The organism is Sphingomonas abaci (genome assembly GCF_014199625.1).
In the GTDB taxonomy this organism is placed as follows: Bacteria; Pseudomonadota; Alphaproteobacteria; order Sphingomonadales; family Sphingomonadaceae; genus Sphingomonas; species Sphingomonas abaci.
This window is the reverse complement of record NZ_JACHNY010000001.1, coordinates 860,440-881,287: the sequence shown is the minus strand read 5'-3', so window position 1 is coordinate 881,287 and position 20,848 is coordinate 860,440. Positions and strand designations below refer to the sequence as shown.

Genomic DNA, 20,848 nt, shown 5'->3' with positions numbered 1-20,848 from the left:
TCAGCCGTCGTGCGGCGGCGGTCCAGACAACAGTCCGGCGAGCGCCTGACGGACGGCCTCGGCCCGCGCCGCGCCGTCCAGCACCACACCGCCGCGATCCCAATGGATATGCGCGTCGCCCTCCGCCAGCGTGGCGTCGCCGACCACGCTCAGCGCCAATCGTCGGCGATCGCCGGCCTGGCGCACCGCGATCAGCCGCTCGATCTCCGCGACCAGGCTCGGCGCGACCGAGACCTGGATTTCCTGCCCGCGCTGCACCTGTTGCAGCACGCGGCCGATCGCGGCATCGATCGCCGCGCCTGGCGCCTCGGCGATGGCGCGGGCGGCGAGCATCTCGGCGGCGGCATGGGCGACCTCGGCCGCCTCGCGCGTGCAGCGGTCGGCGATCGCGGACAGTTCGCCCTCGATCTCCTCGACGGTCGCATGGAGCGCATCGACGGCGGCGAGCAGCGCCGCCTCGCGCTCCAGCCGGGCGGCGGCGCGGCCGGCCTCATAGGCTTCGCCGCGCGCGTCGGTCAGCGCCGACTCGCGGTCCTGCCGCGCGACCACCAGATCGGCTTCGAGCACGGCGACGCGCAGGCGGAGCTCGTCCGCCGACAGCGCGTCGTTGCCGGACCCCGACGTGGGGGTCGCCTCGAACACGCGCTCGAACGCGAAGGGGCGGATGTGGAAACTATGGTCCATGGCGTCAGGCGATCATCGCATCGTCGTTCTTGGGATCGTTCAGCATGATCTCGCCGGAGTCGGCGAGCTGCTTGGCGAGACGGACGAGGCCGTTCTGCGCCTCTTCGCAGTCGCGCGCGCGGACCGGGCCCATGCCGGCCATGTCCTCGCGCATCAGCTTGGCGGAGCGTTCGGTCATCGTGCCCATGAACAGGTCGCGGATCCCGGTCGGCGCGCCCTTCAGCGCCAGCGCCATCTGCCGCTTGTCGGCGACGCGGACGATGGCGGCGATCGCGGTCGGCATCAGCTTGCCCAGATCCTCGAAGGTGAACATGAGCGAGCGGATCCGTTCGGCGCTGTCGGGCGAGGCATGGTCCAGCGCGCCGAGCATCGCCTCCTCGGTGGAGCGGTCCATGGCGTTGAACACCTCGGCCATCGCCTCGTGCGGGTCGCGGCGCTGGGCGCGCGACAGGTTGTTCATGAACTCGCTGCGCAGCGTCTGCTCGACCTGGAGCAGCACGTCCTTCTGCACCGTCTCCATGCGCAGCATCCGCTGCACCACGTCGACGGCATTGTCGCGCGGCAGCTTGCTGAGCACGCGCGCGGCATGGTCCGCCTTCAGCTTGGACAGGATGACCGCGACGGTCTGGGGATATTCGTTCTTCAGATAGCCGGCGAGCACCGTTTCGCTGACGTTGGACAGCTTGTCCCACATCGTCCGGCCGGCCGGGCCGCGGATATCCTCCATGATCTCGCGCACCTTCTCGCCGGGCAGCAGCCCTTCGAGCAGCCGCTCGGTCGTCTCGAACGAGCCGTGCAGCGAATTCATGCCGGACACTTCATTGGCGAAGGACCCCAGCAGATGCTCCGCGACCGAAGCGGGCACACGGCCGAGCGACGCCATCGCCGCCGACAGTTCCTTGATCTCCTCGACCGACAGATTGTCCCAGATTGGCGCGCCATGCTCCTTGCCGAGAACCAGCATCAACGTCGCCGCGCGTTCGATGCCGCTATAGCGTTTCAGCTCCGCCGGTTCGATCAGCATCGTCATGGTAACCTTCCCGTAAATTGCACCAGTTCGCGATCCCGAAAGGGCGAACCATCCTATTATAGGAGGGACCGGATCGACCGGGCGGGGGCGAGCGGAAATCATGGCCAACTACAGCGCGATGATCGGACTGGGGGTGCTGAGCGGCAATGCCGGCATCGCCAACAGCTTCGAGATGCCAAAGATCGAGACCAAGGCGCAGCGCCTCGCCAAGGCCGCCTTCACCACGCCGGTCATCACGGCGCCGTGGAAGGAGAAGCCATCGACCGCTTCGATCGGCATGCAAGTGTCGCAGATCAAGTCGATGAAATCTGTTGTCGATAAGCCGAGCGCCTTTATCGGCAAGATGCCTGACGATGTGAAAACCGTGTTCACGGCTTACAAGGCGAGCGAACGGTTGCGAATGCTGGCCGAGGCGGCAACCAAGCCCGGCGTTTCCGAGGCGGAACGCGCCGGGTTGCAAAAGGCGTTCGCCAAGGGACTTGCGGATATGAAGGCGTATCTGTCCTCGGCTCCCTCGGACAAAGTAGACCTGGCCTATGGCCGGGCGGCGCGGCAGGTGCAGAGCGTCGGTATTCAGACCTCGTCCACGCAATCCATGACCTCGGTCAAGGGCGAGCTCGTCGCCGACAGCGTCAACGCGCCGCTGTCGGGCTTGGTCGGCAACGAGAAATTCTCGATCACCCTCAAGCAATATGGCACGAAAGACACGGTGACGCTCGACCTGTCGAAGCTGCCGCAACCGCCCAGCCTGTCGGATGTGGTCAAGGCCGCCAATGCCGCAATCAGCGCAGTACCCAAGCTGAACGCGGACGGATCCGCCCTGACCGACAGTAAAGGCAACCAAGTATCGCGCTACGTCACCCGCTTCGCGACCTTGTATACGCCGACTCCGTCGAAAAGCCCGACCGCCACACAGGCGGAAAAGGATGCGGGACGCTACTCGCTGCAGATCCAGCAGGACGCCACGGAGTCGCTGACGATCGATCAGATCGGCGGTGACGATGCGGTGATGGTCGCGGCCGGGTTCACCGAGCGCACCATCAATACCGACACGAACCGCGACGGTACGCCCGTCAAGGTCGGCTCCACGACCAGCGCAGTTGCCGCCGCGCTGACCCGCTTCGACCGGGCCGGTAGCGATTTGGAGCGCCGCACCCTCACAACGCTGAACGCGACGGACCGCATCGCCACCGAGGGGGAGCAGCTCCGCCAGGAGAGCAGCGCCACCAGGACCAAGACCGGTACGAAGGACGCTACGGTGATGGCTGCGCTGACCACGCAGGCGATGGTCACCGATGCAGAGGGCAACAGCTATATCGTCGGCACCACCGCCGGCGACCTCGGCACGAATCGTGGGGACGGAAAAGACGATCTGGCGCTGATCAAGGTCAGCAGCGAGGGCAAGGTGCTCTGGCAGCGCACGTTGGGGACGGCCGGTTCGGCGCAGGGGGCCGCGATCACGCTGGCGCCGGACGGGGGGATCGTCGTCGCGGGCACGGTGACTGGCGGCGTGGATGCCGCCAACAGCGATGGCGACATGCTGGTGACCCGCTTCGATGCGGCGGGCGATAGCAGCTTCGAGACGGTGATCCGCTCCGGCGGCACCGATGTTGCGACGGCGCTGGCGGTCGCGGCCGATGGCAAGATCGTGGTTGGCGGTCGGCGCACCGGCAGCGACGGCAATGGCAATGGCTTCCTGGTCAGCCTGTCGGCGACGGGAGTGGAGCGTGGTCAGCGGACGATCGATGCAAAGGGCAGCGAAGCGGTGCGCTCGCTGGCGTTCGGGACCGATGGTTCGCTGGTCGCATTGACCAACGAATCCGGCCGTGCCGTGGTCCGCACGATCAATCTCACCTCGCTCGACACCGATCGGGCCAAGCTGGACCTGGGCATGGCCGATGCGCGCGCGCTGGCGGTGGCCAGCGACGGTACGATCGCAGTCGCCGGCGCGACCAGCGCCGAGGTTGCCGGCGGCAAGGTCAACACGATGGGGGGCGGGCGAGACGGTTTCCTGACCCGTATCGCTAGCGATCTGACCAGCGCCTCCACCAGTTATATCGGCACGAGCGGCAACGATCAGATCGACAGCGTGCGCTTCATGAACGGCGCCTTCTATGTGGGCGGGCGGACCGATGGCGATCTTGCCGGAAAGCGGAGCGGTAGCCTGGATGCCTTTGTGGCGAGGATAGGTGTCAGTGATGGCGCCATCGGTGCGACCCGGCAGTTCGGCAGTGAAAACCGGACCTATGAACCAGTGATCGTGTCGGCCGCTTCGGGCGGTTCGACCGTCTTGTCTGCGCTAGGCCTGCGACGCGGCACGTTGACCCCGGAAGACTCGACCGACCTGGAGGCGCAGACCGATATTCGGCCGGGCGACAGCTTCAAGGTCAAGGTCAATGGCGGCAGGGAGAAGGCGATCACGATCGCGGAGGGCGAGACGTTGTCCACCCTGACCGAGAAGGTCCGCAAGGCCACCGGCACCCGGTTCGCCACCGTGTCGATGAGCTATGCCGAGGGGGGGCGCGCATTGCGCATCGCCGCTCAACCAGGTCAGGAGATCGAGTTGATCGCCGGTTCCAATGGTCGCGACGCCCTGGCTAAATTGGGGTTGGACGCCCGCCGGATTACCGCACCCGCCACCGTAGCCAAAGGCGCGCCGCTGGTGACGCCAGGCGGCAGCTTCGGTCTTGATCTGAGCGACAGCCTGACGATCGCGACCAAGGACGATGCCAAGATTGCGCTCGCCCGCATGGAACAGGCGGTGTCCTACAGCCAGTCGGCTTATCGCTCGCTCTACTGGGACGACGCCAAGGCGGCGCGGGCGGATCCGCAGAAGAACAAGGGTGGTGGCGACGCCGCCGCTATCGCGCGGATCAACGCGCAGACCGCGAGCTATCAAGACGCGCTTGCTCGGCTGAGTTCCGCGTCCTCTTCCTCCTTTTCTTTCGGATTTTAAGCCATGGCCGACGGCATTCCCCCCATTCTTTCCGGCATCGCGCGCGAGATGCGGCATCTCGCCGAGCGGCAGAAGGTCGTGGCGCAGAACATCGCCAATTCCGAGACGGCCGGCTACAAGGCGCAGGACGTGGTCGCGCCCGATTTCTCGTCACTGCTCGACGTGCATTCGGGGCCGGCGACGATCGCCCGGCCGCAGGTCGCGCTGACCGCCGGGATGAGCGCGCTGGGCGCGCGACCGCTGCGCGGCAGCGGTTCGGTCATCATCGACCATGACGTCAGCGAGACCAAGCCCGACGGCAACAATGTGACGCTGGAGGACCAGCTGCTCAAGATGGGGCGCATCCAGTCGGACTTCGCCGCCATGACCAGCCTCTATCGCAAGCAGCAGGGCCTGCTGCGCACCGCGATCGGAAAGAGCGGCGGCTGAGCCCACGGACGCCAAGAGCGGGGACAGAATCCCGCGGGCGGCAACAGCGGAAGCTGATCCGCGCCGACCGCGGTCAGACGAACAGCGCCGCCACCACCGCCGCGACATGGCCCGGCGGCAGCGGGTCGAGCGCGATCTCGGTCTCCGGCACGACGCTGTACCCCCTCATCGCCCCATGGCGGTCGAGCGCCACCGACACCAGGCGATAGCCGCCCTCCACCTCGACCAGCGCCAGCCCGCCCGCCTGGGGATACCGGTCGGGATCGACGATCACCACCGACTGCCCGGGCAGGCCGCCGCCCAGCGTCGCCCGGCAGACACGCAGGGCGAAGGCGCGCGGGCCGGCGATGGCGGGGACCTCCGCGCGCATCCCCGTCGGCGTCATCGCGATCAGCCCGTCGGCCAGCGGCGCGCCGAACAGCGGCACCATGCGCTGGCCCGGCGCGACTGGAGGCGGCAACTGGCCGGGCGCGGCATCGACCGGGAAGGCGCCCGGCGTTCCGTCCGACAGCCGCGCCAGCTCCTGGCGGAGCGCCGCGATCCGCTGGCGGCTGCGCTCGTGGCGGCGCTGCGGCCCACCGATCGACGCCAGATAGGGCTCCAGCACGCCCTGCTCGTGCCAGGCGACCAGTTGCTTGCGCAAGGCGGCGTCATCGGCGACCTCGAACAGGCGGCACAGCGAATCGAGCGTCTGGCGGTTCCAGCGGTCCAGCCCCTTCTGCGCGTTCTCGATCCGCGACAGGATGACCGGCGGGATGTCATAGTCGCGGTCGAGCCGCGGCGCGCTGAGCCGCGGGTCGGTGGCGCGGCGGTGGCGCATCGCGGCGGCGAGCAGCAACGCCATCCGCGCCTCCGTCTCGTCGTCGCTCGCGGCTCCTTCGGCGAAGGGCGCGTACCAGCGCTCGATATCGAAATCAGGCGCGTCCATGTCGAGCAGCAGCGCGGTGGGCGGAACCTCCAGCGCGGCGGCGATCCGCACCAGTTCGTCGGCGCGCGCGAACACCTCGCCCCGCTCGATTTTCGACAGGCGGATATAGGGGATGTCGCGCAGCGTGGCGGCGAAGGGCAGCAGCTTCAGCTGGCCCCGCTCGATCCGCCGTTCGCGGATATGGTTGGGAAAGACGACGTTGCGGAAGCGATCGACCGGGATGGTGCCGGGCGGATGGACGGCGACGATCGGGTCGCCGCGACGGGTGCGCCGGCGACGCGGCGGTACATCGGCCTCGGCGGCCGAGCGGACAGGATCCATTTCCTACTTCCCAAGCTCAGACGGGCGCGCTGTCCCTTGCCAGGCCTGCATATCGGATGAACGCCGCTTTCGATAGGTGCGAAGCGGCACCGTCAGTGGAGCGTGGGGCGGTCCCTCGCCGCGAGCATCGGCCAGATGCCGTCGGTCGCCATCGGCAGGACGGGCAGGGCATGGCCGTCGCGGCCGGCCAGGCCGAGCAGCCAGGTCGGATCGCTCGTTGGCCGGTCATGGGTCAGCATCAGGCCGGTGCCGTCGGTCACCAGCGTGACCGCAGCCCCCATCCCAGGGGCGGTGGCGAGCCGGGCAAGCAACTGGCGCGCGGCGAGATCGAAGGCGACGACCGCCGGGCGCAGGACCGGGTCGCCGGTCAGCACGCGGGCGCGGTCCGGGCAGATGCGCGAGTCGGCGTTCCACAGCGTCAGCCGGCTGTCCGGCGTTCGTGCGAGCAGCGCGGCATCGCTGAGCGAGAGCAGGCCCCGCGCCACGACGATCAGGTCGCCGGCGGCTTGCTGGAAGTCGATGTCGACCAGCGCCATCAACGGGGCGATTCGCTTGTCCACCAGTTCGTCGCCCATCATCGATACGCTCTCCCGATCCGTGTTCATTCTAGGAGAGTTCCGCCCGTTCAGGGCGTAGGTCGCGGTTATTGCGATCGGGCGGCGGTGCGGCGGCACGGGATCAGCGGGCGGCGGCGGCGGCGGACTTGGTGATGCCGCGCGGCCGGGCAGGCAGGGCGGGGGTCCGGATGGCGTCGGCGAAGCGCGGCGTGCGCTGCGCTAGGTCGGCGATCGCCACCGCCGCCCGCTTCGCGACCTGGCGCGAGCGTTCGCGCGCCGCATCGTCGATCGTCGCGGGCGCGCCCTCGTCTTCGCCCAGGCCCAGCCGGCGCTCGATCGCCTCGCGATGGGTCGCGATCCGCTCCTCCAGCGCCCGCACCTCGGTGGGGTCGACCGGATAGAGGTCGGAGCGGAGGCGCGGGCCGGTGGTGGTGCCGGCGGCCGGAGCGCGGGTGCGGGCGCGGCGCTTGAGCTGGTCCATGCCGACGGTGCGCAGATGATCGACATATTCGCTGACCAGGCGGGTGCGCGTGGTGTCGGCCATATAGGAAGAGGCGCCCGATTCGGTCCGCTCCAGCGAGTCCTCGTCGAGCAGCATCGATTCCAGGCTGTTCTCCTCGCCCTCGCCGGTGGTGGAGACGGCATGGAGCGACACGGTGGTGGCGGCGACGCGCTTGGCCGAGGGGCGCTGGTCGGTCATCAGGCGGAAGCGCAGGCCCTGCAGCTCGCCGCGGATCTGCCAGTTCACGAAGGTGGTGAACTGCGCCTTGTCCGGGTCGTAGGCCTGGATGGCGCGGTGGACGCCGATCGCGCAGACCTGCTCGGCATCCTCCCAGTGCGCCAGCAGGCCGTACTGGCGGATGAAGTGGCGGATGCGCGGTGCGATCAGCTTCAGGATGGTCGCGAAGGCGCGCTCCGATTCGACGCGCTGCCGGTTCGTCTGCCGCTCGCCCTCGGCGGGCGTGGTGGCGATCACGGTGGCGACGGCGGCTTCCAGAGCGGCGGTGATCTTGGACATTGCAGGTTCCCCAAACCCAGGAGCGACGCTCGCTCCGTACGAGAACCTTAATGGCGGAGAATGGTTAACATCCTGTATGAATCCGTTAGGGATGTTTGTTATTCCTATAACGGAAGGTGGCGCGTTTCAGAGGGTTCGCGCGAAGCGCCCGGCGTCGATATGATGATCGACATAGCCGAGCAGCCAGTTGCGATGCGCGGCGGCGGCGGTGCCCGCCTGGGCGATTCGACGGCCACTGTCGCCGCTGCCGACCTGGGCATGGAGCAGGGTGCGGGCGCGATGCTCGTCCAGCCCGCCATGGCGCAGGAAGCGGATCGCGTCGCCCAGGCCCAGGTGATGCGCGAGATAGGCGAGGCGCGCCGTGCCCGATTCGGCCCGCTCGATGCTGACGCCGGCCCGTTGCAGCCCGTCGAGATTGCGGCGTGCGTAATCGGCGATACCGTTGATCGCGGCGGTGGGATCGTAGCGTAGCGCCAGCACCTGGGCACGCGCCCCGGCCAGCACCTGGCCACGTTCGCCCAGCCAGCCATTGGCGCCGGCGAGCGCGTTCAGCCAGGTGCCCGGAGTCTCGGCCATGCCTTCCCAGGTGCGGCTGAGGAACTGGCCGAGGCCGGCGGCGCTGGAACGGGGATTGCGGGACAGTGTCTGCCAGCGGCCGGACGAGTCCTTGCCCGCCTCCGCATCGACGATCGCGGCCAGCGCGGTGGCGGGTATGCCGGTGCGCGCGGCGGCGGTGCGCAACGCGGGCGCATAGACCTGGTTGGGGCCCAGCCCCTCGACCTCAATTGATTGCGTCGTCGGTGGCGCGGCGCTGGCCGCAGGCGTCGCCGGCGCGGCAGGGGTGGTGGGGGACTGGGGCCCCTCGCCGATCAGGGCGAGCAGCGAATCCAGATTGGCGCGGCGCGTGTCGCTGTCGAAGGACGGCAGGCGGCCGCCATCCTCCTGGTCGGACCGGCCGGCCGGCCCGAGCGCGGCGCGCCACAGGCGCTGCGACATTTCCGCCTGCGCCTCGCCATAGATCAGCGCCGCGCGCCGCGCGGGCGGCAGCGCCTGGAAGGCGAGGCGGTCGATCACGGCCGGGGACTGGCGCGGCGTAGCCGCCCGGCGCGTGCGCCGATGCGGTCGTCGGTCGCCATCTGCTCGGCAGTGGCCTCGACGCGCAGCGCTTCCTCGCGGAAGCTGTCGGCGGCATTCTCGATCGCGGTGCGCGAGCCATAGCAGTCCACCGCCTGGCGACGCAGGTCCTCCAGCTGCGCATGGGCCAGCGCCCGGCGTTCGCGCAGGCGCTGGCGGTCGGCGCGCGCGCGCACGAAGAAATGCTCGGTCAGCAGGCGATGGTCGCTGCCCGAAGCGGCGCTTTCGCGACGCATCGCGGCGTCGATCGCGCGCTGGGCCAGCTCGACGCGTTGCAGCTCCTCGATGGCGTGGCCGATCGCCGCCCGCACCTGGTCGAGTTGCCGGTCGGTGACGCGCAGCGCGGTGTCGTAGGGCGTCTTCATGCCGCTTCCACCAGCGTCGACGCGCCCTGGATCAGGGCGTTCAGGTCGGCGAAGATCTCATCGGCGCGGCCGCGGTCCTGCTTGCCCTGCTTCAGCAGCCCCTCGATCGTCGGCGCCAGGCGGATCGCGGTGTCCACGTCCGGGTTGGATCCGGGCTTGTAAACGCCGAGCTGCACCATCTCTTCCATGTCGCCGAAGGTCGACAACATGCGGCGCGCGGCCAGCCGCGTCTCGTTCTCGGCGGCGTCGTGGCAGTGCGGCAGCGTGCGCGACACGGATTTCAGCACGTCGATCGCCGGGTAGCGACCGCGCTCGGCGATCTTGCGGCTGATGACGACGTGGCCGTCCAGGATGCCGCGCACCGCATCGGCGACCGGCTCGTTATGATCGTCGCCGTCGACCAGCACGGTGAACAGGCCGGTGATCGATCCCTGACCCGCGCGGCCGGGGCCGGCGCGCTCCAGCAGGCGCGGCAGTTCGGCGAAGACGGTCGGCGTATAGCCCTTGGTCGCGGGCGGCTCGCCGCTGGCCAGGCCGATCTCGCGCTGCGCCATGGCGAAGCGGGTGACCGAGTCCATCAGGCACAGCACGTTGAGGCCCTGATCGCGGAAATGCTCGGCGATCGCCATCGTCGTCCAGGCGGCCTGGCGGCGCATCAGCGCGGGCTCGTCGCTGGTCGCGACGACCACGACGCTGCGCGCCAGGCCTTCCGGCCCCAGATCGTCCTCGACGAATTCCTGGACCTCGCGGCCGCGCTCGCCGATCAGGCCGATCACCGCCACGTCGCACTTGGTCCAGCGGGCCAGCATCGACAGAAGCACCGACTTGCCGACGCCGGATCCCGCGAACAGGCCGAGCCGCTGCCCGGTGCAGAGCGGTGCGAACACGTCGAGCGCGCGCACCCCCGTCTCCAGCTTGGCGCCGACCCGGGCGCGCTCGGCGGCGGGCGGGGGGGCGGCGCGGATCGGCCGCGCGACCAGGCCGGAGGGCAGGACGCCGCGGCCGTCGACCGGGCGGCCCAGACCGTCGACCATGCGGCCCAGCCAGGTCACGTCGGGGCGGACGTTGAACTGGCCGGCGGCCAGCACCGCGCGCGCGCCGGTGGCGATGCCATAGGGGTCGCTGAACGGCAGGCACTGGCACAGATCGCCTTCCAGGCCGGTCACCTCGGCCTCCAGCGTGCCCTTGTCATGGGCGATGCGCAGGCGCGATCCGATCGCGGCGGCGCCGGTCAGGCCGGCGACCTCGATCAGCGCGCCGCGCACCGACACGACGACACCGTAGCGGTCCTCGCGCGGCATGTCGCGCAAGGAAGCGGCGGCCATGGCGAAGGAGCTGTCCGGGCGCATCAGGCGGCCTCCCCCTGGATGCGGGCGAACACCGCCGCTTCATGGTCGATCAGCACGCGGCAAGTGCCGAGCGCGCGATAATAGTCGCTGACGGCGACGAAGCTGGCAAACTCCAGACAGGCGGTGCGTCCGCTCGGCGTCTCGAACACGCCCATCAGATCGGCGAGCATATCGACGACCTGAAGCCGATGGCCCGCGCGATTGGCCTCGTCGATATAGGCGAACATGGTCGCCAGATAGAGCCGACGGGCCGGGGTCGTGGCCTGGTCGGGATGCATCACCTCACGCGCGCGCAGCAGCGACACCTGATTTTCTATCAGCAACTCGGTGCGGCCTCGGGCTCGAAGGACCGCGCCGTTCACGATCATCTTCTCGCCATCGCGCAACGCAATCCGCAGGGTCATCGGTCGGCTCCATTCATGTGATGCCCGTCTTATAGGAAGCGTATGGGCAGGTTCGGGCGCGGCCCGGCAAATTTTGCCGTGGATCGGTCCGGGGGCGGCAAAACCGGCCCGGTGGCGACCGGACGCGACCGCCTCCCTCTATAACCGGTTAAGACGGGCATCGGCCCGCCGCTGTCCCCCGTCCTGTCCCGCATTGGAGACGCACAAGTGAGCCTTTATTCCGCCCTGTCGGCCGGCGTGTCCGGCCTCAACGCGCAGAGCAGCGCGATCGCGGCCGTCGCCGACAACATCACCAACATCAACACGATCGGCTACAAGGCCACCGAAACCCAGTTCAGCACGATGGTCGGCGAGGGGCGCGCGGGCGCGACCTATGTCGCCGGCGGCGTCAAGGCCGTCGCCCATTCGCTGATCAGCAAGGCGGGTCTGACCGTCTCGTCGAGCAACTCGACCGACCTGTCGATCGCCGGCGACGGCTTCTTCGTGACGCGCATGGGGTCCACCCCCGGCAGCTCGGTGTCGCTGACCCGCGCCGGCTCGTTCGCGCCGGACAAGAACGGCTATCTGGTCAACACCTCGGGCGCCTATCTGCAGGGCTGGCGGCTGGCGCCGGACGGCAGCTACACCAACACCGGCACGATGAACGGCCTGGGGCCGATCAAGCTCAGCGACCTCCAGGGCACCGCGAGCGCGACGACCACCATGACGATCAAGGCGAACTTTCCGACCACCACGGCGGCCTTCACTGGCGCCTATACCGCCGGGAACCTGGCCTCCGGCGCGGTGACGCCGGCCTTTACCCGGCCGATGGACGTGACCGACGCGCAAGGCGTGTCGCACCGCGTCAACTTCTCGGTGATCCGCACCGGCGTCAACACCTGGCAGGGCGAGATCTATGCATCGCCGGCCAGCGACGTGTCCGCCAGCGGCGGGCTGCTGGCGAGCGGCACGATCAAGTTCAACCCGGACGGCAGCCTGGACAAGGCGAATAGCAGCGCCGCGCTGTTCGGATCGATCACGCCGAGCTGGACCAACGGCTCGGGATCGTCGCCGATCGCGCTCAACCTGGGCGACAATGGCGGGGTGAACGGCCTGACCTCCTACGACACCGGCTATGCGGTGACGTCGACGGTCAATGGCGGCAAGCTGGGCACGATCGCCGCGATCGAGGTGAGCAAGGACGGCATCGTCAGCGCCAAGTTCGATGACGGCACCTCGCGCGCGGTGTTCAAGCTGCCGATCGCCACCGTCGCCAATCCCGACGGGCTGAACCGCACGCCGGGCAACGGCTTCACCGCCTCCAGCCTCTCGGGCGACTTCAAGATCGTCGCGCCGGGCGAGGGCGGCGGCAGCATCGCCTCCTATTCGCTGGAGGGCTCGACCTCCGACCTGGGCAAGGAGTTCACCGACATGATCCGCTTCCAGCGCGCCTACAGCGCCTCGTCGAAGATCATCACCACGGTGGACGACATGCTCCAGGAAGTCAGCAACCTGAAGCGCTAAGATAAGGAACGGACGCGGTGTCGCTCAGTCAGATCCTGTCATCGGCCCTGTCGGGCCTCAACGCGGCCCAGGCCGGCATCCGCACCGCGTCCAACAACATCGCCAACGTCAACACGACCGGCTATGCGCGCGAACGAGTGGCGCAGCAGACCGGCGTGGCCGGCGGCCGGACCAATGGCGTGGTGGTCGGCGAACCCGGCCGGGTCGCCGATCGCTATCTGGAGGATGCGGTGTACGCCCGGGCGGGCGATGCCGGCGCGGCGTCCACCGTGTCCGACTATCTGCAACGGCTGCAGGCGTTGCTGGGCGCGCCGGGGTCGGACTCGGCCCTGCCCGGCCGGTTGCAGGCGATCACCTCGACCACCACCGCGCTGGGCGGCACGACCGGCGGCACGACCTCGAGCACACAGGCCGCCGCCACCATGATCGGCTCGGTCGCCGATGCGGTGTCGACGATGCAGGCGCTGGGCAGCGACGTCGAGGCGATGCGCAGCGAGGTGGACCAGAATACCGCCCAGACCGTCGAGCGGATCAACACGCTGCTGCTAAATCTGCACGGGCTGAACGACGACGTCGCCCGCGCCGAGGCGCTGGGGCAAAGCTCGTCGGGCGCGGCCGACCGGCGCACCGCCGCGATCGCCGAATTGTCGGGCCTGATCGGCATCAACACGCAGCGCCTGTCCAATGGCCGCATCGAGATCGCGACCACGGCCGGCACCACGCTGCTGGACAAGATGCCACGCCAGTTGAGCTATGACAGCAACGGTTTCTCGACGATGCAGTCGGGCTATGCACCGATCTCGGTGCATTTCGCCGACCAGAACGGCAATATCACCGCCGCCACGGGCGAGACGCTGGACGGGCCGCAACTGGGCGGGACGCTGGGCGGCCTGATCGACATGCGCGACCGTCAGTTGCCGGCTTTCGCCGAGCGGCTGGGCTCGGTCTTCGCCGGCCTGGCCAAGGCGCTCAACGCCGCCAGCAATGCCGGTACGGCGGTGCCCGCGCCCAACCGGCTGGCGGGGCGGCCGACCCTGTTGTCGGGCAGCGACCGGCTGGGGTTCAGCGGCGGCATCACCGTCGCGGTCACCGGCAGCGACGGGACGCTGGTCAGCAAGGCCGCGATCAACCTGTCCGGCCTCTCCACCGTCGACGATGCGATCGCGGCGATCAACGCCGGGCTGGGCGGCACGGCGACCGCCAGCTTCAGCAATGGCACGCTGTCGATCGCGGCGGCGGGCAGCAGCAACGGCGTCGTCGTCGCGCAGGACGGCAGCAATCCCAGCGCGCGCGGCGGCGTGGGGTTCTCGCAATATTTCGGGCTGAACGACGTGGTGCGCAGCGACACGTCGCCGCTCGTCCCCTCCGGCTTCGTCGCCAGCGATGCGCATGGGCTGAACTTCTCCAGCGGCGGCACGGTGGAGATGGCGGTGCGCGACGCCAATGGCCGGATCGCGGCGACCTACAGCCTGACGGGCAGCGTCGGCGCCAAGGTCGGCGACCTGGTGACGGAGCTGAACGCCAGCCCGCTGGCGCGCTATGGGGCCTTCTCGCTCGACACCAATGGTCGCATCCGCTTCGCGGCCAGCACCGTGAATGCCGGCACCGAGGTGACGATCCGGCGCGACTCCACGACCCGCGGCACGACCGGCTTGGGTTTTTCCGCGATGGCCGGCTTCGGCGGGGCGGAAGCGGGGCTGGCCGGCGGCAGCGTCAGCGCGGCGATGGCGAGCGACGCGACGCGCGTGCCGCTGGCGCGGTTGCAGAATGTCGCGGTCGGGCAGAAGGCGCTGGGCATCGGCGATCGCTCGGGGGTCGAGGGGTTCGTCGATGCGCTGTCCACCGCCACCGATCTCGGCCGCGACGGGACCAGGAGCGTCCAGCAGCTCGCCACGGAGGTGATGGGCCAGGCGGCCGGCACCGCCAGTCGCGCCAAGGACCGCGCCGGCGAGACCGGCGACCGCCGCGATGACGCGGTGGCGCGACGCGACAGCTTCTCCGGCGTCAACCTGGACGAGGAACTCGGCCAGCTCGTCGTGCTCCAGAACAGCTATTCCGCCTCGGCCCGGATCGTCACGGTCGCGAACCAGATGTTCGATTCGCTGATCGGCATCATCAGATAAGGATTGGTCATGACCCGTATCGCCACCATCCCGCTTCAGCAGGCGCAGACGGCCGGCATGGCCCGCGCCACCGAAAAGCTGAACGACGTCCTCAACCAGCTCAGCTCGGGCAAGAAAGCGTCCGATCTCGCCGGACTGGGCAGCGACGCGGTCCGCTCGCTGTCGACGCGCAACATGCTGGCCCGCCAGGAGGCGCAGGGCAAGGCGGCGTCGCAGATCGGCACCACCCTGTCGCTCTACGCCACCAATATCGGCGCGATCGACGAGTCCGTGACCAGCCTGCGCACAGCATTGCTGACGGCCGCAGGCACGGGCAATGGCACAGGCGTGCAGGGCGCGATCACCAGTGCGTTCCAGCAGGTCCGCAACGCCCTGAACGCCAGCGACGGTGAAGTGTCGCTGTTCGCGGGCAGCCAAAGCCAGGGCGCGCCGTTCAAGCCGGTCACGCTGGCCGATACGGTCGGCGCGACCACCGCCACCGCCTTCGCCGATGACGGCGTGCGCGCCTCGGCGCGGGTCGGCGACGGGATCGAGATGACCTATGGCGTGTCGGCGCGGGATCTGGGCGGCGACCTGCTCCAGGCGTTCCGCACGCTGGCGGAGGCCGGTGACATCGGCAGCACGCCGACGGCGGCGCAGGTCACGGCGATGACGAGCGCGGCGGAGCAGATCCAGAAGGCGCTGGCCGGCGTACGATCGATCGACGGCGACAATGGCCGCAAACAGGCGCAGGTCGAATCGCTCGCGACCCGCGCCGACGAGCGCAGCACTCTGCTCAAGGGGGTGATTTCCGATGCCGAGGATGCCGATTACGCCCAGCTCTCCACCGAGCTGGACCAACAGCAGCAGGTGCTGAAGGCCAGCTACTCGGTGTTTAGCCAGGTATCGAAGCTGAGTCTGACCGATTATATCCGCTGATATGCCATGAGCTGGGTCCGGTCGCGAACCACCATTTCGGCGAAGGCGAAACCTTTGCAAGCGTCCGGGAAACGTGGTCGCGGAGACCTGGGCTCCCGCGAAGGCAGGAGCCCAGGGCCAGGCACGGCAACGTCTCGGGCTATGTGGAACCCAAGGCTCCTGCCTTCGCCGCAGCGGGACAGGGCGTTCCGCAAAGGCCCGGTACGGAGCCGCAGGGGATCCGTCCCCTATTTGGTCAGCGTCGCCCGGTCCAGGTCGAGCGATGCGGCCGGCACCACCTCCACCTTGGGATAGGCCTTGCGCAGCGGCTCCAGGAACTGCTTGGCGTCGCCGACCACGACGATGCTCGCCGCCTTGGGGTCGAGCAGCGCCGCCGCCGCCGACTGCACCGCCGCCGGATCGACGCCCTGCACCTCGCTGGTGTAGCGGCCCAGTTCGGTCAGCGGGAGCGCCTGCACGACATAGCCGCCGATCAGCCCGGCGATGCCGTCGGTCGTCTCCACGGTGCGGCCGAAATTGCCGACCAGCACCGCCTTGCGCGTGTCGAGTTCGTTCGACGGCACGGGTGCCTGGCCCATGCGCTGCATTTCGGCGGCGATCAGCGACACGACCTCGGCGGCGGTGGCGTTCTTGGTCTGGGTGCGCGCGGCGATCGCGCCCGGCTGGCGACCGGCGGCCAGGCTGCTGCCCGCGCCATAGGCCAGGCCCCGCTTGATGCGGATCTCCTGGTTCAGTCGCGACGAGAAGCCGCCGCCCAGCACCGTATTGGCGACCGCCAGCGGATAATAGCGCGGATCGGCGCGCGCGATCGCCGGGCGCGCGACCACGACTCCGGCCTGCCCGGCATCCGGCATGTCGACGACGATCACGCGCGGGGCCGGATAGCCGGCCTCGGCGGCCGCGGCGGTGGGGGCGTTGCCGGCCGGTCCGGTCCAGCCGCCGAACTGCCGCTGCGCCAGCGCCTGCGCGCGTGCCGGGGTGATGTCGCCGACTAGGATCAGCGCGGCGCGGGACGGGGCCCAGGTGCGCGCATAGGCGGCGGTCAGGTCCTGGCGGGTCAGCGCCTTGAGCGAGGCGGGCGTGCCCTCCAGCGGCGTGCCATAGGGCCGGTCGCCGAACACCGCGCGGCCGGCCACCAGTCCGGCGAGCTGGGCGGGATTCTTGTAGGCGACGGTGATGCCGTCGATCGCCTGGGCGCGGGCGCGCTCGATCTCCTCAGGGGAGAAGGCGGGATGCTGCGCCACATCGGCCAGGATGGTCATCGCCGGATCGATCTGGTCCGACTTCACCGTCAGATCGACCGAGGCGCCGTCGCGGGTGGCGTCGCTCTCGATCGCGCCGCCCAGCGACTCGACCGCGCGCGCGATCTCGGTGGCGGAACGGGTCGCGGTGCCCTTGGTCATCAGCGCGGCCGACAGGCTGGACGCGCCCGCCGCGCGCGCCGGATCGGTCGCCGCGCCACCGGTCGCGACCAGCGAGGCGGTGACCAGCGGCAGGTCGTGCCGCTCGACGGTGATGACGCGCAGGCCATTGGCCAGTCGCGTCTCGACCGGCCGGGGCAGGTCGGCGGCGACGGGCGCGGCGGGGGCGGGCGGCTGCACCCGCTGCCCCTCGGCTGCGGGGGTGAAGACGGTGATGTCGGCCGGCGCCTTGAGCGCGGCGACCTGCACGGTCGGGGCGATGCTGATCGGGTCGGCGGGCGCGTTCGTCGGCTTCTGCTCGGCCGGCAGATAGCGGATCGTCACGGCCTGCGCCTCGCCCAGATAGCGCCGCGCCACGCGCTGGACGTCGGCGGCGGTGACGCGCTGGATCGCCGCGAGCTGGCGATCGGCGGCGCGCGGATCGCCATCGATGATGACCGAAGAGGCGAGCGTCGATGCCTTGCCCTCCGCCGTCTCGCGCGCGCGGATCGCGCTGGTCAGGATCTGGTTCTTGGCTTCGGCCAGTTCGGCGGCCGACACGGGCGCATCGCGCAGCCGGGCGATCTCTTGCTTCAACGCCGCCTCGCCCTGCTCCACGGTCTTGCCGCCCGCCAGGATCGCATAGGCGACGAGGTTGCCGGTGCCCTGCTTGGTGTCGAAGAAGGTCTCCGCCGATTGGGCGAGCTGGTCGCGATAGACCAGGCTCTCATAGAGGCGCGAGCTTTCGCCGGTCGCCAGCACCGCGTTCAGCACCGACAGCGCGGCGATATCGGGATCGCGGTCGGCGGGAATGTGCCAGCTCATCAGCACGGCGGGCAGCGGCGTGTTCGCTTCATAGACGGTGCGAGCCACCGGCGCGGTGCGCGCCGGTTCGGTGACGGTCACGCGCGGGATCGGGGCGGTGGGCTTGGCAATCGGCGCGAAATACTGGTCGACCCAGCGGTCGAGCTGCTTGGGGTCGAAATTACCAGACACCACCAGCACCGCATTGTCCGGCCGGTAATAAGTGGCGTGGAAGGCGCGGACATCGTCGATCCCGGCCGACTGCAACTCTTCCAGGCTGCCGATGCCGGGCCGCGCATAGGGATGCCTGGTGTAGGACAGCTCGGGATAATAGATGGAGAACAGCTTGCCATAGGGCTGGGCAAGCGTGCGCTGGCGCAGCTCCTCCTTCACTACATCGCGTTCGGAGGCGAAGCTGACCGGCTCGACGACCAGGCTGGCCATCCGGTCCGCTTCCGCGAACAAGAGGCGTTGCAGGTGGTTGGCGGGCACCACCTCGAAATAATTGGTATAGTCGTCGTTGGTGGAGGCGTTGTTATAGCCGCCGACATCCTCGGTCAGCCGGTCCATCTGCTCCGGCACCAGATTGCGCGTCGCCTTGAACATCAGATGCTCGAACATGTGCGCGAAGCCCGAGCGGCCCTTGGGATCGTCCTTGGAGCCGACATCGTACCAGACCTGCACCGAGACGTTGGGCGTCGAGGTGTCGCGCATCGCATAGACGCGCAGGCCGTTGGGCAGGGTGCGCTCGGTGAAGTCGAGCGGCGTGACGCTGGCTGCGTTCGGGGTAGGCTTGGCGGGAGCCGCCTGCGCGAACAGGGGGGTGGGCAGCAGCGCGGCGCTCAGCAGCAGGCCGGCACGGATCAGACGCATTCGGGGCTCCGGGAACAGGGATGTGCGCCGGGAACCTTATATCATCGGCGTCCGCCGTCCAGCGGGATCGGGGGGTGTGAGCGGGGACCCTGCGAAACCCCCCTTACCCTCCCGGCGGGGGACGAGGCTTCGCAAAGGGCCTGCCCGGGCATCCTTCAGCCCTTATGCTTCGACCCCTTGCGGTCGGACGACTTGCCGCTCGACTGCGCATAGAGCACCGCCGCCGCGACGGCGGCCGAGCCGATGCCGACGCCCAGGCCGATCTTGGCGAGCGGCCAGTTGCGGGTCTTGGCGGCGACCGCGTCGGCGGCGGCCTCGGCATGGGCCTTCACCTCGGCGGCGGCGGCGAGGATCTCGTTCGGCTGGTCGGTGGTGTCGGTCATGCGGTCTCTCCTTTGCCAGCGCCGTCGTACAGCGCGCGGAAATCGGTCGCGAAGCGGGTCAGCCGGCCCTCCGCGATCGCCGCGCGCAGGTCGGCCATCAGCGTTTCATAGAACCAGATGTTATGTTCGGTCATCAGCATCGCGCCCAATATCTCGCCCGAACGCACGAGATGGTGGATATAGGCCCGGCTCCACGTCGCGCAGACCGGGCAGGGGCAGGTCGGGTCGAGCGGCCCCTGGTCCTCGCCGTGGCGGGCGTTGCGCAGGTTGAGCGGGCCGGTGCGCGTGAACGCCTGGCCCGTGCGGCCCGAGCGGGTCGGCATCACGCAGTCGAACATGTCGATACCGCGCTCCACCGCGCCGACGATGTCGGTCGGCTTGCCGACGCCCATCAGATAGCGCGGCTTGTCGGCGGGAAGCTGGTTCGGCGCGAAGTCGAGGCAGCCGAACATCGCCTCCTGCCCCTCGCCGACCGCCAGGCCTCCGACCGCATAGCCGTCAAAGCCGATATCGATCAGCGCATCGGCCGAGGCCTTGCGCAATCCCTCGTCCAGCGCGCCCTGCTGGATGCCGAAGATGGCGTTGTGCGCGGCATGGTCGCCGCCGTCGTCGAACGCGTCGCGCGACCGCTTGGCCCAGCGCATCGAGCGTTCCATCGCCGCCGCCTGCACCTCGCGCGTCGAGGTGGTCGGCACCAGTTCATCGAACGCCATGACGATGTTGGAGCCGAGCAGCCGCTGGATCTCGATCGAGCGCTCCGGGCTCAACAGATGGCGGGTGCCGTCGAGATGCGACTTGAACGCCACGCCCTCCTCGGACCGCTTGGTCAGGTCGGCGAGGCTCATCACCTGATAGCCGCCGCTGTCGGTCAGGATCGGCTTGTCCCAGCCCATGAAGCCGTGCAGCCCGCCCAGCCGGTGGACGCGCTCCGCGCCCGGCCGCAGCATCAGGTGATAGGTGTTGCCGAGCAGGATGTCCGCGCCCGAGGCGGCGACGTCGGCGGGCTTCATCGCCTTGACGGTGGCGGCGGTGCCGACCGGCATGAAGGCGGGGGTGCGGATCGTGCCGCGCTCCATCGCGATCGCGCCGGTGCGCGCGCGACCATCGGTGGCGGCAATTGTAAAGGTGAACCGGCTCATCGGCGGTCGCGCCGCTCCTTGCGGTCGCCGCGCCGGCCGGGCGCGGCGGGGTCTGGGACGGGGCCGTTGGCATCGGCCGCGGTGGTGCGGATCGTCAGCAGCTCGGCGCGGCTGAGCGCGCCGTCCTTGTTGCGGTCGAACCGGGTGAACAGGCGCGAGAAATGCGCCTGGAGCTCGTCGAGCGAAACCTGATTGTCGCCGTCGCGATCGACATCGAACGGGCTGGGCAGCGCGTTGCGGTCGCCCAGATAGCGCTCGGCCCAGTCGGCGAAGGGGAAATAGCGGAGCTGCCCGGTCTTGCCCGGGTCGAACGCCGCGAAGCTGCGCGCGACGCAGTCCTGCATCTCGGTCCGCGTCGTCTCGGCGTCGCCGTCCGCATCGCAGGCGGCCAGGAACATGCCGACCGGCTCGACCACCAACGTCGCGGGCGTCTGGCCGAACGCCTTGCCCGGCGCGGTGACGCGGATTTCGGGGGCGTCCTGCGGCGCGGGTGCGGCAGCCTGGAGCAGCAGGGCGAGGAACAGCATGGC

18 protein-coding genes are annotated in these 20,848 nt (G+C 69.4%); 5 read left to right on the top strand and 13 right to left on the bottom strand.

Annotated elements, in window-relative coordinates:
• Positions 1 to 684 carry a FliH/SctL family protein gene (locus GGQ96_RS03935; protein WP_184111682.1) on the bottom strand — a complete coding sequence of 228 codons (684 nt, stop codon included), beginning with the start codon at positions 682 to 684 and terminating at the stop codon, positions 1 to 3.
• A 4-nt stretch (positions 685 to 688) separates the two neighbouring features.
• Positions 689 to 1,714: a flagellar motor switch protein FliG gene (locus GGQ96_RS03930; RefSeq protein ID WP_184111680.1), complete on the bottom strand. Its 1,026-nt coding sequence runs from the start codon at positions 1,712 to 1,714 to the stop codon at positions 689 to 691.
• A 100-nt stretch (positions 1,715 to 1,814) separates the two neighbouring features.
• On the opposite strand from GGQ96_RS03930, the gene GGQ96_RS03925 reads away from it, so the two are divergent.
• Positions 1,815 to 4,670, top strand: a complete 2,856-nt coding sequence (locus GGQ96_RS03925; RefSeq protein ID WP_184111678.1) for an NHL repeat-containing protein — start codon at positions 1,815 to 1,817, stop codon at positions 4,668 to 4,670.
• 3 nt (positions 4,671 to 4,673) lie between these two features.
• Positions 4,674 to 5,099 carry a flagellar basal body protein gene (locus tag GGQ96_RS03920; protein ID WP_184111676.1) on the top strand — a complete coding sequence of 142 codons (426 nt, stop codon included), beginning with the start codon at positions 4,674 to 4,676 and terminating at the stop codon, positions 5,097 to 5,099.
• Positions 5,100 to 5,172: 73 nt separating this feature from the next.
• On the opposite strand, the gene GGQ96_RS03915 is transcribed toward GGQ96_RS03920, so the two are convergent.
• From GGQ96_RS03915 to GGQ96_RS03885, 7 genes are all read right to left on the bottom strand, one after another.
• A complete protein-coding gene (locus GGQ96_RS03915) occupies positions 5,173 to 6,348 on the bottom strand; it encodes a helix-turn-helix domain-containing protein (RefSeq protein ID WP_221239752.1) in 1,176 nt (391 codons plus the stop codon).
• Between the two features lie 92 nt (positions 6,349 to 6,440).
• The gene (locus GGQ96_RS03910; protein ID WP_184111675.1) at positions 6,441 to 6,953 is read right to left on the bottom strand and encodes a hypothetical protein; all 513 of its coding nucleotides are present in this window, start codon (positions 6,951 to 6,953) and stop codon (positions 6,441 to 6,443) included.
• A 73-nt stretch (positions 6,954 to 7,026) separates the two neighbouring features.
• The gene (locus GGQ96_RS03905) at positions 7,027 to 7,923 is read right to left on the bottom strand and encodes a sigma-70 family RNA polymerase sigma factor (protein ID WP_184111673.1); all 897 of its coding nucleotides are present in this window, start codon (positions 7,921 to 7,923) and stop codon (positions 7,027 to 7,029) included.
• A 126-nt stretch (positions 7,924 to 8,049) separates the two neighbouring features.
• Entirely contained in the window at positions 8,050 to 8,997 is a 948-nt protein-coding gene (locus GGQ96_RS03900; protein WP_184111671.1) for a peptidoglycan-binding protein, read from the bottom strand.
• Entirely contained in the window at positions 8,994 to 9,422 is a 429-nt protein-coding gene (locus GGQ96_RS03895; protein ID WP_184111669.1) for a hypothetical protein, read from the bottom strand. The genes GGQ96_RS03900 and GGQ96_RS03895 overlap by 4 nt, the downstream gene beginning before the upstream one ends.
• Positions 9,419 to 10,771 (bottom strand): flagellar protein export ATPase FliI, encoded by a 1,353-nt coding sequence (fliI, locus tag GGQ96_RS03890; protein WP_184111667.1) that lies wholly within the window; start codon positions 10,769 to 10,771, stop codon positions 9,419 to 9,421. The genes GGQ96_RS03895 and fliI overlap by 4 nt, the downstream gene beginning before the upstream one ends.
• The gene (locus GGQ96_RS03885; RefSeq protein WP_184111665.1) at positions 10,771 to 11,175 is read right to left on the bottom strand and encodes a flagellar biosynthesis repressor FlbT; all 405 of its coding nucleotides are present in this window, start codon (positions 11,173 to 11,175) and stop codon (positions 10,771 to 10,773) included. Before GGQ96_RS03885 ends, fliI begins: the two co-directional genes overlap by 1 nt.
• Before the next feature lie 207 nt (positions 11,176 to 11,382).
• Between GGQ96_RS03885 and GGQ96_RS03880 the strand changes: the two genes are divergently transcribed.
• The 3 genes from GGQ96_RS03880 to GGQ96_RS03870 are packed head-to-tail and all read left to right on the top strand — an operon-like array spanning position 11,383 to position 15,719.
• Complete coding sequence (locus GGQ96_RS03880; RefSeq protein WP_184111663.1) at positions 11,383 to 12,678, top strand: flagellar hook-basal body complex protein; 1,296 nt, start codon at positions 11,383 to 11,385, stop codon at positions 12,676 to 12,678.
• A 17-nt stretch (positions 12,679 to 12,695) separates the two neighbouring features.
• On the top strand, positions 12,696 to 14,801 hold the full coding sequence (locus GGQ96_RS03875; RefSeq protein ID WP_184111662.1) for a FlgK family flagellar hook-associated protein: 2,106 nt from the start codon (positions 12,696 to 12,698) through the stop codon (positions 14,799 to 14,801).
• 9 nt (positions 14,802 to 14,810) lie between these two features.
• Entirely contained in the window at positions 14,811 to 15,719 is a 909-nt protein-coding gene (locus tag GGQ96_RS03870; protein WP_184111660.1) for a flagellin, read from the top strand.
• A 227-nt stretch (positions 15,720 to 15,946) separates the two neighbouring features.
• Here the strand turns inward: GGQ96_RS03870 and GGQ96_RS03865 are convergent, their stop codons facing one another.
• From GGQ96_RS03865 to GGQ96_RS03850, 4 genes are all read right to left on the bottom strand, one after another.
• Positions 15,947 to 18,796 carry a M16 family metallopeptidase gene (locus GGQ96_RS03865; protein WP_184111658.1) on the bottom strand — a complete coding sequence of 950 codons (2,850 nt, stop codon included), beginning with the start codon at positions 18,794 to 18,796 and terminating at the stop codon, positions 15,947 to 15,949.
• 155 nt (positions 18,797 to 18,951) lie between these two features.
• Positions 18,952 to 19,179, bottom strand: a complete 228-nt coding sequence (locus GGQ96_RS03860; protein ID WP_184111656.1) for a hypothetical protein — start codon at positions 19,177 to 19,179, stop codon at positions 18,952 to 18,954.
• Entirely contained in the window at positions 19,176 to 20,318 is a 1,143-nt protein-coding gene (tgt, locus tag GGQ96_RS03855) for a tRNA guanosine(34) transglycosylase Tgt (RefSeq protein ID WP_184111654.1), read from the bottom strand. The genes GGQ96_RS03860 and tgt overlap by 4 nt, the downstream gene beginning before the upstream one ends.
• On the bottom strand, positions 20,315 to 20,845 hold the full coding sequence (locus GGQ96_RS03850; protein ID WP_184111652.1) for an EF-hand domain-containing protein: 531 nt from the start codon (positions 20,843 to 20,845) through the stop codon (positions 20,315 to 20,317). Before GGQ96_RS03850 ends, tgt begins: the two co-directional genes overlap by 4 nt.
• Positions 20,846 to 20,848 lie beyond the last annotated feature (3 nt).